This window comes from Streptomyces griseus, assembly GCF_900460065.1.
GTDB classification, from domain to species: domain Bacteria; phylum Actinomycetota; class Actinomycetes; order Streptomycetales; family Streptomycetaceae; genus Streptomyces; species Streptomyces griseus.
The window spans coordinates 288,779-302,173 of sequence record NZ_UAVD01000039.1 but is presented as its reverse complement, the minus strand read 5'-3'; the positions used below and the strand labels follow the sequence as shown (position 1 = coordinate 302,173).

General features: G+C 73.9%; 12 protein-coding genes. 7 read left to right on the top strand and 5 right to left on the bottom strand.

Annotation, left to right across the window (positions count from 1 at the left end; all coding sequences use genetic code 11):
* A partial coding sequence (locus DTB53_RS29550) for a dimethylarginine dimethylaminohydrolase family protein (RefSeq protein ID WP_370454236.1) occupies positions 1–529 on the top strand: 529 nt, incomplete at its 5' end.
* Here the strand turns inward: DTB53_RS29550 and DTB53_RS29545 are convergent.
* Positions 526–1,524, bottom strand: coding sequence for a small ribosomal subunit Rsm22 family protein (locus DTB53_RS29545; RefSeq protein WP_012381181.1), 999 nt, complete (start codon positions 1,522–1,524; stop codon positions 526–528). The two genes, DTB53_RS29550 and DTB53_RS29545, sit on opposite strands and share 4 nt — an antisense overlap.
* Positions 1,525–1,764: 240 nt before the next feature.
* Here DTB53_RS29545 and DTB53_RS29540 point away from each other — a divergent pair, with 240 nt between their 5' ends.
* Positions 1,765–3,087 carry a hypothetical protein gene (locus DTB53_RS29540; RefSeq protein ID WP_042497300.1) on the top strand — a complete coding sequence of 441 codons (1,323 nt, stop codon included), beginning with the start codon at positions 1,765–1,767 and terminating at the stop codon, positions 3,085–3,087.
* A 40-nt stretch (positions 3,088–3,127) separates the two neighbouring features.
* Here the strand turns inward: DTB53_RS29540 and DTB53_RS29535 are convergent, their stop codons facing one another.
* Positions 3,128–4,531 carry a multidrug effflux MFS transporter gene (locus DTB53_RS29535; RefSeq protein ID WP_003969499.1) on the bottom strand — a complete coding sequence of 468 codons (1,404 nt, stop codon included), beginning with the start codon at positions 4,529–4,531 and terminating at the stop codon, positions 3,128–3,130.
* An 89-nt stretch (positions 4,532–4,620) separates the two neighbouring features.
* Between DTB53_RS29535 and DTB53_RS29530 the strand changes: the two genes are divergently transcribed.
* A complete protein-coding gene (locus DTB53_RS29530) occupies positions 4,621–5,616 on the top strand; it encodes a Gfo/Idh/MocA family protein (protein WP_003969497.1) in 996 nt (331 codons plus the stop codon).
* A 24-nt stretch (positions 5,617–5,640) separates the two neighbouring features.
* Here the strand turns inward: DTB53_RS29530 and DTB53_RS29525 are convergent, their stop codons facing one another.
* Positions 5,641–7,308 carry an alkaline phosphatase D family protein gene (locus DTB53_RS29525; protein WP_042497297.1) on the bottom strand — a complete coding sequence of 556 codons (1,668 nt, stop codon included), beginning with the start codon at positions 7,306–7,308 and terminating at the stop codon, positions 5,641–5,643.
* A gap of 144 nt (positions 7,309–7,452) precedes the next feature.
* Here DTB53_RS29525 and DTB53_RS29520 point away from each other — a divergent pair, with 144 nt between their 5' ends.
* The 3 genes from DTB53_RS29520 to DTB53_RS29510 all read left to right on the top strand — a co-directional run bounded on the left by DTB53_RS29520 (position 7,453) and on the right by DTB53_RS29510 (position 9,877).
* Positions 7,453–8,217, top strand: a complete 765-nt coding sequence (locus DTB53_RS29520) for an SDR family oxidoreductase (protein ID WP_012381178.1) — start codon at positions 7,453–7,455, stop codon at positions 8,215–8,217.
* A 150-nt stretch (positions 8,218–8,367) separates the two neighbouring features.
* On the top strand, positions 8,368–8,847 hold the full coding sequence (locus tag DTB53_RS29515; protein ID WP_003969495.1) for a lamin tail domain-containing protein: 480 nt from the start codon (positions 8,368–8,370) through the stop codon (positions 8,845–8,847).
* A 175-nt stretch (positions 8,848–9,022) separates the two neighbouring features.
* Entirely contained in the window at positions 9,023–9,877 is an 855-nt protein-coding gene (locus tag DTB53_RS29510; RefSeq protein WP_012381177.1) for a PhzF family phenazine biosynthesis protein, read from the top strand.
* Positions 9,878–9,923: 46 nt separating this feature from the next.
* Here the strand turns inward: DTB53_RS29510 and DTB53_RS29505 are convergent, their stop codons facing one another.
* Positions 9,924–10,946 (bottom strand): hypothetical protein, encoded by a 1,023-nt coding sequence (locus tag DTB53_RS29505; protein WP_012381176.1) that lies wholly within the window; start codon positions 10,944–10,946, stop codon positions 9,924–9,926.
* Between the two features lie 69 nt (positions 10,947–11,015).
* The gene (locus DTB53_RS29500; protein ID WP_202549330.1) at positions 11,016–11,690 is read right to left on the bottom strand and encodes a TetR/AcrR family transcriptional regulator; all 675 of its coding nucleotides are present in this window, start codon (positions 11,688–11,690) and stop codon (positions 11,016–11,018) included.
* Between the two features lie 188 nt (positions 11,691–11,878).
* Between DTB53_RS29500 and DTB53_RS29495 the strand changes: the two genes are divergently transcribed.
* Positions 11,879–13,270: an MFS transporter gene (locus DTB53_RS29495; RefSeq protein WP_012381174.1), complete on the top strand. Its 1,392-nt coding sequence runs from the start codon at positions 11,879–11,881 to the stop codon at positions 13,268–13,270.
* Positions 13,271–13,395 lie beyond the last annotated feature (125 nt).

Below are 13,395 nucleotides of genomic sequence, written 5' to 3'. Positions count from 1 at the left end.
GGCCGGCGCCCACCGGGACTGGTTCCGGGACCACGGCTTCACCGAGGTCCACGAGCCGGAGCACGTCAACGAGGGCGAGGGGGACTTCGCCGTCACCGCCTCCTACCTGCTGGCCGGGCGCGGCTTCCGGTCCAGTCCGCTCTCGCACATGGAGGCCCAGGAGTTCTTCGGGGCGCCGGTCATCGGGCTGGACCTGGTGGATCCGCGCTACTACCACCTGGACACCGCGCTGTGCGTGCTGGACGCGGCGGCCGACGAGATCATGTACTACCCGGACGCCTTCTCCGCCGGCAGCCGGGCGGTGCTGCGCCGGCTGTTCCCGGACGCGCTGCTCGCCCGGGAGGCGGACGCGGCGGCGTTCGGCCTCAACTCGGTCAGCGACGGGCGCCACGTCCTGCTGCCGCAGGGGGCGACGGGGCTCCTGGACCCGCTGCGGGACCGGGGGTTCGACCCGGTCCCGATGGACCTGGGCGAGCTGCTCAAGGGTGGCGGCAGCGTGAAGTGCTGCACCCAGGAGCTGCGGGCCTAGCCGGCCGTGCCCTCCGGTGGCCAGGGGTCGCCCCAGGCGACGTCCCTGGCCGCCCGGTACAGCTCGCCGTGGCGTTTGGTGACGGTGGAGCGGGCCAGCCCTTCGTCCCGGGTGCACAGCTCCAGCTGGACCAGGCCCTTGCGGATCTGCGGCCTGCGGGTGACCCGGGCGGGCGCCGGGCCGGTGGGGAAGCGGGTGGCGACGACGTAGGAGAACTTCTCGTCCTCGTGGCTGAGCGAGCCGCCCTTGACCTGCCGGTGCAGCGAGGAGCGGCTGACCCGGGCGGAGAAGTGGCACCAGTCGGCCCCGGGCGTGATCGGGCAGGCGCCGCTGTGCGGGCAGGGGGCCGCGATGTCCAGCCCGGCGGCGATCAGCCGGTCGCGGGCCTCGATGATCCGGGCGTAGCCGTCGGGGGTGCCGGGCTCCACGATCACCACCGCCTGTCCGGCCGCCGCCACGGCGTCGACCAGTTCGGCCCTGGCCCCGGCGGTCAGCTCCTTGAGCACATAGCTGACGGTGACCAGGTCCACCGGGGCCAGCTCCAGCGCCGCTCCGATCCTGGCCTTCTCCCAGCGGGCGGCGCGGAGCCCCGGGACCCCGGACGCCTCGGCGAGTTCACGGCCGAGCGCGAGGGCCGGTTCGGCCCAGTCCAGGACGGTGGTGGCCGGGCTCTCCCAGACGCCGGCCACCGCCCAGCAGGCCGCGCCCGTGCCGCCCCCGACGTCGGTGTGGCCGGCGGGCGTCCAGCCGGGTGCGGCCTCGGCAAGGGCGCCGAGGGCGGACCGTACGGCTTCGTAGGTGGCGGGCATCCGGTACGCGGCGTACGCGGCGACGTCGGAGCGGTCCCGCAGGATCGGGGCGTCCGTCGGGGTCTCCCCCCGGTAGCTGGCGATCAGCCGGTCGACGGCCTGCGCGGCCTGCCGGGGCGGCAGTCCGTCGAGCAGTCCGGCCAGCGCGGCGCGCAGGGACTGTGCGGTGGGGAGGGTGGCGTTCACCGCCGAATTGTAGGGCGGGGGCGACCCGGCGGACGCATTCCGCTTCGCCGGGGCCCGGCGGGGTACGGAGGAAGGTGCGCGGGGGCACGGGGCCGTACCGGGCCCGTGCCGGGTGCGCACCAGGACTTCACGTAACCGGTACGGAACAGGAATCCGGCGAACTCCACGCCGCCGTGGGCCTGTTGCTACGCTGGCCCGCGCGTGGACGGCACCAGGTCAAGATGGTCCAGCAGGGGAGCCATGAGGCAGAAGATCGTGCGGCTGACGCTCGTCGGCGGGGTGGTCTTTCTCGCCCTGCTCCTGTTGCTGGCCACCTGGGGCGGCAGCCCCGACGAGGACGACCGGAAGAACGGCGCGGCCACCGGGACGGCGAAACCGGTGCTGCCGAGCGCCGGGCCGGTGACCCGGCTGACGGTCCCGCCGCAGTACGCCACGGACCGGGGCTGGGAGATCATCGGCTCCTCCCCCGACGTGGCCGTCTCCCACGCCACGGGGCTGCTCGCCTATCTGGAGCGGTCGAAGGACAACCGCTACCGGCTGCGCACCGTGGACACGGCCACGGGCGAGCTGGGCTGGCGCGGCAAGGCCTGGCGGCAGCCGGACCCGCTGCACTACCCGAGGCTCGCCACGGTCGCCAAGGGCGACCGGCAGTTCTTCGTCACCTGGTCCTACGGGAAGGTGGGCGACGGGCTGTCGCCGTCGAGCACCTTCCTCGCGCTCGACCTGTACGACGTGACGAACGGGAACCGGCAGCGCGTCGAGGTGCCGTGGTCCGGGGCCCCCGACGTCGACACGACCGGGCCGTCGATCGTGATCAGCGACGCGAAGGCGAACAGCACCCTGGTGGACCCGGTCACCGGCGAGGTGTCCGAGCTGAGCGCGGACAAGCTGAAGTACCCCAAGGGCTGTTCGGCCTGCAAGCAGCTCACCGAGGTGCACGGGCAGACCCCCGGGGGCCTGCTGCTGGGCGGGGCACGGGAGTTCTGGGTGCGCGGCGGCTGGTTCAGCCGGAACGTCGCGCCCAAGGGCGCCGACAAGGGCAGCGGTGTGGTGACGTCGACGACCGCGGACCAGGTGCTGGCGAAGTGGGCGCCCGCCAAGAAGACCAAGCGGGCGGCGACCCACGAGCTGTGGGCGGTGCACGACGCGGCGACGGGCGAGGTCCTCACCTCGGTGGAGTGCCACAGGCCCGCCATAGAGCCGGGGCGCTTCCCGCAGGCGGTCCTCTCCCCCTCGGGCGACTACCTGATCGCCGGGAACCTGGCCTTCGATCTGGAGGCGAAGCAGGGCCGCTGCTTCGAGGACGAGGGCGGCGCGGCCCATCTGACGCTGGCCACGGTGACGGACGACGGCATCGCCTACGGGGCCGAGAACGCGCGCGACGCCTCGGAGGCGCTGGCCGGCGGCGGGCTCCCGGTCGCGATGGACTTCGCCACCTGGAGCACCGAGCGGCTGTCGCGCAACGCCCGGCTGCCGGGGACGGAGACGACCGGGGTCGGGGTGTTCCGCTGGACCGACCGCCAGGACCGTACGCATCTGATCGGCTACCCGCGCACCGGCTGAACCCGCGCCGGACGCCGGGGCCGGGGCGGGGCGCAGCGGCTCAGAGGCCGCCGGCCTCGCGGCCCGCCCGCTGCCAGGGGCGGCACAGGAGCAGGAAGCAGCCCACGGCCGCCACCGCGCACACCACCTGGACCACGGCCATCGGGACGGCCGTGTCCTCGCCCGCGATGCCGACCAGCGGGGAGGCGACGGCGCCGATGAGGAACGAGGACGTGCCGAGCAGCGCGGAGGCGGAGCCCGCGGCGTGCTTGGTGCGCATCAGGGCCTGGGCGTTGGTGTTCGGCATCGCGAGGCCCATCGCCGACATCAGCACGAAGAGTCCGGCCGCGACCGGCACCAGGCCGACCTCGCCGAAGACGCCGGCCGTCATGAGCAGCAGCGCGACGGCGGCGAGCACGATCACCGCGAGGCCGAAGCCGAGCACCTTGTCGAGGCTGATCCGGCCCACGAGCAGTTTGCCGTTGATCTGCCCGACGGTGATCAGGCCGATGGAGTTGAGCCCGAACAGCAGGCTGAAGGTCTGGGGCGAGGCCCCGTAGATCTCCTGCACGACGAACGGGGAGGCGGCGATGTACGCGAACAGGACGGCGAAGGCGAGCCCGCCCGCGACCATGTAGCCGGTGAACACCCGGTCGGCGAGCAGCCCGCGCATGGTGCGCAGGGCGTCGGTGACCCCGCCGGTGTGGCGGTCGGCGGGCGGCAGCGTCTCGTGGAGCCATTTCCAGACGACCAGGGTGAGGACGAGGCCGACGGCGGTCAGCACGACGAAGATGCCCCGCCAGTCGGTGATCCGCAGGACCTGCCCGCCGATCACCGGGGCGATGACCGGGGCGACGCCGGAGATCAGCATCAGGGTGGAGAAGAAGCGGGCCATCTCCACGCCGTCGTAGAGGTCGCGCACCACGGCCCGGGCGATCACGATGCCGGCCGCGCCCGCGAGCCCCTGGAGGAGCCGGAAGCCGATGAGGAGTTCGGCGGTGGGAGCCAGGGCGCAGATCGCGGTGGCGAGGACGTAGACGACCATGCCGAGGAGCAGCGGATTCCGGCGGCCCCAGCGGTCGCTCATGGGGCCGACGACGAGCTGGCCGAGCGCCATGCCGGCCAGGCACGCGGTCAGGGTGAGCTGGACGGTGGCGGCGGGGGCGCTCAGGGAGTCGGTGACGGCCGGGAGCGCGGGGAGGTACATGTCCATGGACAGCGGCGGCAGTGCGGTGAGTCCGCCCAGGACCAGGGTGACCAGGAGGCCGGTGCGCCGGGCGGTCCTCGCCGCCGGTCCGGAGAGGCCGGCGGTTTCCGGGAGCCCGGCCGGGGCGGTGACCTGCGGGGCGGCGGGGTCGACGGAGAGGGCGCCCGCGTCTCCGTGCGGGACGGTCCGGTCGTCGGCCCCGGTCCCGTCGGTGGGTATGTGTGCTCGCTGGGCCCCGCTGCCGCCGCTGTCCGGCATTCTCTTCTCCACATCGTTGAATACGCATCTATGCTCTCAGCTCGACCGGAGTGGTCGATACCTTTTTCGGGCGGGCTGGGGTGGCGGGCATGGGTGGAACGGTGCGCTGGGGTGTTCTGGCGACGGGCGGCATAGCCGCGACCTTCACGGCGGACGTACAGAGGCTTCCCGACGCCGAGGTGGTGGCGGTGGCCTCGCGCACGGAGGCCTCGGCGCGGGCGTTCGCCGAGCGGCACGGGATCGGGCGCGCCCACGGCAGCTGGGCGGAGCTGGTCGCCGACGACGAGGTCGACGTGGTGTACGTGGCGACGCCGCACTCGGCGCACCACGCGGCGGCCTCGCTCGCGCTGCGGGCCGGGAAGCACGTGCTGTGCGAGAAGGCGTTCACGCTCAACAGCCGGGAGGCGAAGGAGCTGGTGGCGCTCGCCCGGGAGCGCGGTCTCTTCCTGATGGAGGCCATGTGGACGTATCTCAACCCGGTGGTCCGCCGCCTCACCGAGCTGGTGCGGGACGGGGCGATCGGCGAGGTCCGTACCGTGCAGGCGGATTTCGGCTTCGCGGGCGACTTCGGCCCCGGGCACCGGCTGCGCGATCCGGCGCTGGGCGGCGGGGCGCTGCTGGACCTCGGCGTCTACCCGGTCTCCTTCGCCCATCTGCTGCTGGGCGAACCGGACCGGGTCCGGGCCGACGCGCTCCTCTCCCCCGAGGGCGTCGACCTGAACACGGGGATGCTGCTCGGCTGGGACTCCGGCGCGACCGCGCTCCTGTCCTGCTCGATCGTCGGCCACCACCCGACGGCGGCGACCGTCATCGGCACGGCCGGGCGGATCGACCTGCCGCGCGACTTCTTCCACCCGGACCACTTCGTCCTGCGGCGGGCCGGCGCGGAGCCGGAGACGATCACCTCCGGGCCGGGGCCCCGGGGGCTGTCGGGCATGCAGTACGAGGCCGTCGAGGTGGCGCGGGCGGTGCGGGCGGGCGAGACCGAGTCCCCGCTCGTCCCGCTGGAGGGTTCGCTGGCGGTGATGCGGACGCTCGACGCGGTGCGGGACCGTATCGGCGTCCGCTATCCGGCGGACCGCTGAGCCCGGTCGCCCGGGCGGGCGGCTCTACGCGGGGGTGAGCCCCGGGTTCCCGGCCTCCGTGACGAACGAGGCCGCGGTGGTGACGGGCGCGCCGGGTGTCGTGACGGCCGCCACCGTGCGGAAGTCCGCGCGGGCCTGCTGCGCGCCGAGGGTGACGAGCGCGTAGCCCCGCCGCCCGTTGTAGTGCTTGAGGTGCGGGTTGGCGCGGGTCTGGTTCTCCCAGTTGGCGGGCCGGTCCGCGCCGTCCTTGCCGCTGCTGACGGAGGTGGTGACGATCTCCGTACCGACGGTCCGCGAGGCGGGGTCGTCGAAGTCCTTCTTCAGGTCGAAGGCGTAGGAGACGTGGACGTCGCCGGTGAGGACCATGAGGTTGTCCACCCCGGCGGCCTCGGCTCCGGCCAGCACGCGCTGCCGGGAGGCCGGGTAGCCGTCCCAGGAGTCCATGGAGAGCTTGAAAGCGTCGGTGGGAACGTCGCGCCGCCGCGCGAAGGTGACCTGCTGCGGGACGACGTTCCAGGTGGCGTTCGAGGCCCGCCAGCCGTCGGTCAGCCAGCGTTCCTGGGCGGCCCCGGTCATGGTGCGCGCGGGGTCCTCGGACTCGGGGCCCGGGGTGCGCCAGCCGTCGCCGTAGGCCTGGTCGCTGCGGTACTGGCGGGTGTCGAGGATGTCGAACTGGGCGAGCCGTCCGAACGTCAGCCGGCGGTAGAGCCGCATGTCGGGTCCGGTGGGGCGCTGCGGGGTCCGCAGCGGCTGGTTCTCCCAGTACGCGCGGTACGCGGCGGCCCGGCGCAGCAGGAACTCCTCGGGCGGCACGTCGTTCTCGGGGGTGCCGCCCGCGTAGTTGTTCTCGGTCTCGTGGTCGTCCCAGGTGACGACGAAGGGGTGGGCGGCGTGGGCGGCGCGCAGGTCCGGGTCGGACTTGTAGAGCGCGTAGCGCAGCCGGTAGTCCTCCAGGGTGACCGTCTCGCGGTTGTAGTGCGCGGGGAGTCTGCGGTCGGTGTAGTCGCGGGCTCCGCCGGTGGCGGTGACGGCGTACTCGTAGAGGTAGTCGCCGAGGTGGAAGACCACGTCGACGTCCTCGGCGGCGAGGTGGCGGTAGGCGGTGAAGTACCCGTCGTGGTAGGCCTGGCAGGAGACGGCGGCCAGGGCCAGGGAGCTGGTGCGGGCTCCGGGGGCCGGGGCGGTGCGGGTGCGGCCGACCGGGCTGGTCCAGCTGCCGGCGCGGAAGCGGTAGTAGTAGCGGCGGTCGGAGTCCAGGCCCCGGACCTCGGCGCGGACGCTGTGGGCGAACTCGGGGTGGGCGGTGGCCGAGCCGCGCCGCTCGATGCGGCGGAAGCGCTCGTCGCGGGCCACCTCCCAGCGCACCTCGACCCGGCCGCGCGGCAGGCCGCCGCCCGGTTCGTAGGGGCGGGGAGCGAGCCGGGTCCAGATGAGGACCGACGCCGGGTGCGGGTCGCCGGAGGCGACGCCGAGCGTGAAGGGGTCCTCGGTGATCCGGCGGGCGTCGACCTCGGCGGCGCTCGCGGTGCCGGCGGCGGGCAGGTTCACGGCGAAGGCGAGCGCGGCGGCGGCCGCGGTGCCGGTCAGGAAGCGTCTGCGTCCCACGCCCGGTTCGAGCAGCCGTGCGGCTGCGCGGAGTTCGGTGGCCCGTGTGCTCTGATCGGGCGTCATGATGGTCTGTGCGGCTGTCATATGCCCCTCCTCAGCCCGGATGCTGTCGGGCTTCATGGCAGCCGGGCGTGACGACGCACCGTTGTCGCGTGCACAACATCCGCATGGCGGGTCGATGAGCACCGCGTGCCCCGCGCATCGATCCGTCCCGTACGCTGCCGGGCCATGAACACTGAGCAGACCGGCCGGAAAGTCGCCGTCGTCACGGGTGCGGGATCAGGGATCGGGCGGGCCGTGGCGCTCGCCCTCGCGAGCGCGGGCTGGTCGCTCGCGCTCGCCGGCCGGCGGGCCGAGCCGCTGGCGGAGACGGCGGCCGCCGCCGGGGACACCGAGGCGCTGTGCGTCACCACGGACGTGACCGACGCCGACGAGGTCGGCGCCCTCTTCACCGCCGTACGGGAGCGGTTCGGCCGGCTGGACCTCCTGTTCAACAACGCGGGCACGTTCGGCCCCGGCGGCGTACCGCTGGAGGACCTCGCGGTCGCGGACTGGCGGGCGGTCGTCGAGGTGAACCTGACGGGCGCCTTCCTCTGCGCGCAGGCGGCGTACCGGCAGATGAAGGAGCAGGATCCGCAGGGCGGCCGGATCATCAACAACGGCTCGATCTCCGCCCACGCGCCGCGCCCGCACTCGATCGCGTACACCGCGACCAAGCACGCGGTGACGGGGCTGACGAAGTCGCTGTCGCTGGACGGGCGGCCGTACCGGATCGCCTGCGGTCAGATCGACATCGGCAACGCGGCGACCGAGATGACCGAGCGGATGCGGACCGGGATCCTCCAGGCCAACGGGGAGACGGCGGTGGAGCCGGTGATGGCGGCGGCCGACGTGGCCCGGACGGTGGTGCACATGGCGGAGCTGCCGCTGGAGGCGAACGTCCAGTTCGCCACGGTCATGGCGACGAACATGCCGTACGTCGGACGCGGGTGAGCCTGCGTCCACAGGTGATCAGGTTCGCCCGAACAAGCCATTACGTGACCGAATTTGCGGATTTCTCCGTCCTGGACCGAGCAAGCGCGTGCCGTCCGTATGATCGCATCTCGCTACGCCTTCACCAGAACGACACAGAAGGAACACCGCATGCGCATACGCACGGCCGCGCCGATCGCCCTGGCCGCCGCCACCGCACTGGCCGGCTCGCTCCTCGCCACGGCGGCGCCCGCCACGGCCGCCGCCCACCAGGGCGGACTCCACTTCGGGACCGTGCAGTACGACGGCCCCGGCCCGGACAACCGGAGCACAAAGTCGCTGAACGCCGAGTGGGTGAACATCCACAACAACGGCAAGAAGAAGGTCCAGCTCAAGGGCTTCAAGGTGAAGGACAACACCGGCTACACCTACACCTTCGGCAGCTACACGATCGGTGCCGGCAAGACGGTCAAGCTCCGCACCGGCAAGGGCAAGAACGTCTCGGGCACCGTGCACTGGAACCGGGGCTCGTACGTCTGGAACAACACCGGTGACAAGGCGCGGCTGATCAAGCCGAACGGGAAGCTCCAGGACTCGTGCTCCTGGAAGAAGTCCACCAAGGCGAACAAGGGCGTCAAGAACTGCCACTGACCCGCCCCGGGGGGCCGGTCGCGGGAGCGGGGGCCGCGACCGGCCCCCCGATCCCAGGCCCGCGGGCCGGCGCCGTGCCGGGGTGTCCGGCCTTCGCGGTCCCGGGCGGACACCGCGGCACGGCCGCACGGCCCCGCCGGGAATGCGGGGGGCGGCACCTCGGTTGGACCCCGGCATGACACCTGATCCCGCGCCCGAGGTCCTGCGCTACACCGCCTTCTCCGCCGATCCCGCGGGCGGGAATCCCGCCGGCGTCGTCCTCGACGCCTCCGGGATGGACGAGGAGGCCATGCTCGCCGTCGCGGCGGAGCTGGGCTACAGCGAGTCGGCGTTCCTGACGGAGCGGACCGGCGAAGGCGCCTACACGATCCGCTACTTCAGCCCGAAGGCCGAGGTGCCCTTCTGCGGCCACGCCACGGTCGCCACCGCGCTCGCCCTGGCCGAACGGGACGGGCCGGGCGAGCTGGAGTTCGCCACGCCCGCCGGTCCGGTGCCGGTGACCGTCGTACGGCAGGGCGGCGAGCTGCGCGCCACCCTCACCAGCGTGGCCCCGCACGTCGAGGAGATCGCGGCGGCCGACCTGGCGGAGGCGCTGGCGGCCCTGGACTGGGCGGCCGACGGCCTCGACCCGGCCCTGCCGCCCCGGATCGCCTACGCGGGAGCCCGGCACCTGGTGCTGGCCGCCGCCACCCGGGAGCGGCTGGCGGCGCTGGACTACGATTTCGCGCGCCTCGGAGCGCTGATGCAGCGGCTCGACCTGACCACCCTGCAACTGGTGTGGCGCGAGGGGCCCGGGGTCTTCCACGTCCGGGACCCGTTCCCGGTGGGCGGCGTCGTGGAGGACCCGGCGACGGGAGCGGCGGCGGCGGCCTTCGGCGCGTACGCACGGGAGCTGGGGCTCGTACCGGACGCGGCCGTACTGACCCTGCACCAGGGGGCGGACATGGGCCGGCCCGGCACGCTCACCGTCGAACTGCGCGCCGGGGACGCCCGGGTCCGGGTCAGCGGAACGGGCGCCCGGATCGGCTGACCCTCCTCCCGGAACACGACGAACGGCGGGCGGCTCCGGCGGCGGTTCAGCCGGTGGCCTCCTTGGCCGGCGAGACGTGGGCGTACCAGCGCTCCGCCTCCTCCGGCTCCAGCGCGCGCTCCAGCAGGGCGTCCCCGCGCATACCGGGGAAGAAGCGGCCCGCGGGCCAGGTCCGCCGGTAGGACGGCTCGTCCAGGACCAGCAGACGGACGCCGTCGACGACGGGGATGTCGGCGGGGGCGCCCTCGTTCCAGATGATGTCGCCGTCCGGGGCCACCAGGTCGAAGGAGCCCACGGTCTCCACCTGGCCGGGGGTCTCCCGGCAGACGGCCGCCTCCTGCGACGACGGCGCGTGGCCCGCCACATGGCCGCCGCCTATGAGCGCGTCGGCCAGCAGGGTGTGCAGCTGGAAGTTGTCCCCGATGCCGGAGAGCCGCAGGAGGTAGCCGGTGCCGCTCGACCGGTGGAGGGCCACGAGCGGCTCGTCGTCCAGCACGAGGAGGGCGTGGGCGAGGGACGTGAACTCCGCGCCGGAGGCCCGCTCCACCGCGCCGAGCAGCCGCAGCGCCTCACCCCGGAAGCCGGCCGCCCGGCGCACACCGGGATGGTTCAGCATCGCGACGGCGGCCATCTCCCACTGGGGAAGGCTCCACCAGCCGACGGCCGCTTCGGCACCCGCCCGCTCCACCGCTTCCGGGCCCGGCTCGCCGCCGTCCGGGACGGGGAACGGGCCGCCTCCGGTCGCGACCCACGCCTCGCAGAACACCAGGGCCTGCTCCAGTGCCCGTCGCAGCCCGGCCAGCACTCCCGGCGCGCAGCGCTCCGCGTCCGCGCCGCGCTCGACGCAGGCGCCGACGAGCACCGCGACGACGGCGCGGGGGCCGGGCGGCACCTGATGCAGCACGGCGGCGAGCCGCGGCCCGCCGTCGAGCAGCTCCGGCTCCCTGGCCTGCCCGAAGGTCTCCTGCAACCGGACGAACGCCTTGCCGGAGCGCTTGGTGTCCTGGGCGGTCACCGCCGCCTCGAAGTCGGCGACGGCTCCCCCGAACCCGGCTTTACCGAATATCATTCCAGCACTTTATCGACGGGCCCCGGGGCACCGCGAAGCCGGTCGCCCACCCAGGGACGCTCCCGCACCTCAGCGCACGTAGACCCCTTCCCGCGCGGCGGCGACCGCGGCCGCGGCGGCCCGGTCGGCGGCGGCCTCGTCCAGCGGGGCGCCACTGGCCAGCAGCCGGTAGTACAGCGGCGCCGACACGGCGGCGATCACCTCGCCCGGGTCCGTGCCGGCGGGCAGTTCGCCGCGGCCGACCGCCGCCTCGACACAGCCGGACCACTCGGCGATCCGTACCGCGTAGAAGCGGTGCAGCGCATCGGCGGTCCGGGGATCGCAGGTCGCGGCGGCGATGACGGCCGCGAAGAGGGCGCCCTGCCGGGGATCGGCCAGGGTGCGGACCACGAGGCGGGCGTTGGCCCGGAGGTCCTCGGCCAGGGAGCCGGTGTCCGCACGCGGAAGCGACTGCTCCGCCATGTCCGAGAGCAGATCGGCCACCAGTCCGGCGGGGGCGGACCAGCGCCGGTAGACGGTCGTCTTGCCGACCTCGGCCCGCCGCGCGACGTCGGCCAGGTCGAGCCCGTCGAAGCCGTGTTCCACCAGCGCGTCCCCTGCGGCACGCAGCACCGCCTCCCGCACCCGGGCGGTACGTCCGCCGGGGCGCACCGTGCCCGGCTCCCCACCGTCGACGCCGCCGGGGCCTCCGGAGCTCCCGGAAACCCCGGCCCCCTCCGCGCCTTCAACACCCTCAGAAGCCATAACGGGTCTCCAGTTCCATTAACGACACACTCCCTGCTACGGTGACACCCACCTTAACGGAACCGCAGATCCATTAGGGAACTCCGCGTTCAGGAAGGCGCCCCGCCATGTCCCGTACCGCTGCCACACCCGTACCCACACCCGTGCCCACCGGGCCGTCGGCCGTCCCCCGCGCCGCGGGCCCCCGCATGACAAGACGCCAGAAGCTCGTGCTGGCCCTGCTGCTCGGCTCCCAGTTCATGGTCGCGGTGGACTTCTCGATCCTGAACGTGGCGCTGCCCGTCGTCGGGAAGGGGCTCGGCTTCTCCCTCGCCCACCTCCAGTGGATCGCCACGTCCTTCGCGCTGGCCGCCGCCGGATTCACCCTGCTGTTCGGACGCGTCGCCGACCTCGTGGGCCGTAAGAACGTGTTCATCGGCGGCATGGTGGCCCTCGGCCTCTCCTCCGCGCTCGGCGGCCTCGCCACCTCGCCCGAGGTCCTCCTCACCGCCCGCGTGCTCCAGGGCCTGGCCACCGCCGCCGTCACCCCCGCCGGACTCGCGCTGCTGACCACCGCTTTCAAGGAGGGGCCGCTGCGCGAACGGGCGCTGGGGCTCAACGGCGCCCTGATGTCGGCCGGGTTCACCGCCGGAGCGATCCTCGGGGGCCTCCTGACGGACCTGCTCTCCTGGCGCTGGGCCTTCTTCGTGAACGTACCGGTCGCGGCCCTGGTCGTGGCGCTGGCCCCGGCCGTGATCACCGACTCCCGGCCGGAGCGGCGGCCCCGGCTGGACGTGCCCGGCGCGGTCACCGTCACCGGTGGGCTGCTGCTGCTCGTCCTCGGGCTCACCCAGGCGGGCGAGACCGGCTGGACCACCCCCACCACACTGGCCTCCCTGGCCGCCGCGGCCGTCCTTTTGACCGCGTTCGTCGGCATCGAGCGGCGGGCCGCCGCCCCGCTCGTCCCGATCCGCGTCCTGAAGCGGCGCAGCGTCGTCTGGGGCAACGCCGCCGGTCTGATCGCCTTCGTGACCGAGACCTCGCTGGTGTTCCTGCTCACCCTGTACCTCCAGGAGGTCCTCGGCCACTCCGCGCTCGCCACCGGCCTCGCGTTCGGGGTGCTGGGCGTCGGCACGGTCGTCGGCGGGATGCTCGGCGGACGGGCGGTGGGCCGGTTCGGCAACCGGCGCGCCATCGTGCTGGGCGGAGCCGTCCAGGCCGTCGCCACGCTCTCGCTCGTCGCGCTCGGCACGTCCGGCACCTGGATCTGGCTCCTGCTGGCGGCCACCTTCGTCGGCGGTGCGGGCAACATGCTGATGATCGTCGGCTTCATGGTCACGGCCACCTCGGGCCTGCCCGACGAGGAGCAGGGGCGGGCCACCGGACTGGCGACGATGACCCAGCAGGTCGGCATAGCCCTCGGCATCCCGGTGATGAGCGCGGTCGTCACCGCCCGGACGGGGGCCGCGACCGGGCCCGCGGCCGTACTCTCCGGCGTCTCGACCGCCATCCTCGTGAACTCCGCCCTGGTCCTGGTCGGCGCCCTGCTCGCCGGGTACTTCCTGACCGGGAGGGACCGCGGGGGCGCGGCGGAGGGGTGAGCCGGGCGCGGGCGGCCCGCCGGCCCCGGGGCGTCCCGGGACCGGCGGCGGGACACGGCCGGGTACGCCCTCCTGAACGCCGACGGGCCCGCGGATGGCCGGGCGGTAACCGCGCACCGAACACC

Excerpts from the sequence above, each read along its gene's own strand:
- DTB53_RS29535 (WP_003969499.1), bottom strand. The coding sequence starts at position 4,531 with ATGCCGGACAGCGGCGGCAGCGGGGCCCAGCGAGCACACATACCCACC.
- DTB53_RS29525 (WP_042497297.1), bottom strand. The coding sequence starts at position 7,308 with ATGACAGCCGCACAGACCATCATGACGCCCGATCAGAGCACACGGGCC.
- DTB53_RS29505 (WP_012381176.1), bottom strand. The coding sequence starts at position 10,946 with ATGATATTCGGTAAAGCCGGGTTCGGGGGAGCCGTCGCCGACTTCGAG.
- DTB53_RS29530 (WP_003969497.1), top strand. The coding sequence starts at position 4,621 with ATGGGTGGAACGGTGCGCTGGGGTGTTCTGGCGACGGGCGGCATAGCC.
- DTB53_RS29495 (WP_012381174.1), top strand. The coding sequence starts at position 11,879 with ATGACAAGACGCCAGAAGCTCGTGCTGGCCCTGCTGCTCGGCTCCCAG.
- DTB53_RS29500 (WP_202549330.1), bottom strand. The coding sequence starts at position 11,690 with ATGGCTTCTGAGGGTGTTGAAGGCGCGGAGGGGGCCGGGGTTTCCGGG.
- DTB53_RS29510 (WP_012381177.1), top strand. The coding sequence starts at position 9,023 with ATGACACCTGATCCCGCGCCCGAGGTCCTGCGCTACACCGCCTTCTCC.
- DTB53_RS29515 (WP_003969495.1), top strand. The coding sequence starts at position 8,368 with ATGCGCATACGCACGGCCGCGCCGATCGCCCTGGCCGCCGCCACCGCA.
- DTB53_RS29520 (WP_012381178.1), top strand. The coding sequence starts at position 7,453 with ATGAACACTGAGCAGACCGGCCGGAAAGTCGCCGTCGTCACGGGTGCG.
- DTB53_RS29540 (WP_042497300.1), top strand. The coding sequence starts at position 1,765 with ATGAGGCAGAAGATCGTGCGGCTGACGCTCGTCGGCGGGGTGGTCTTT.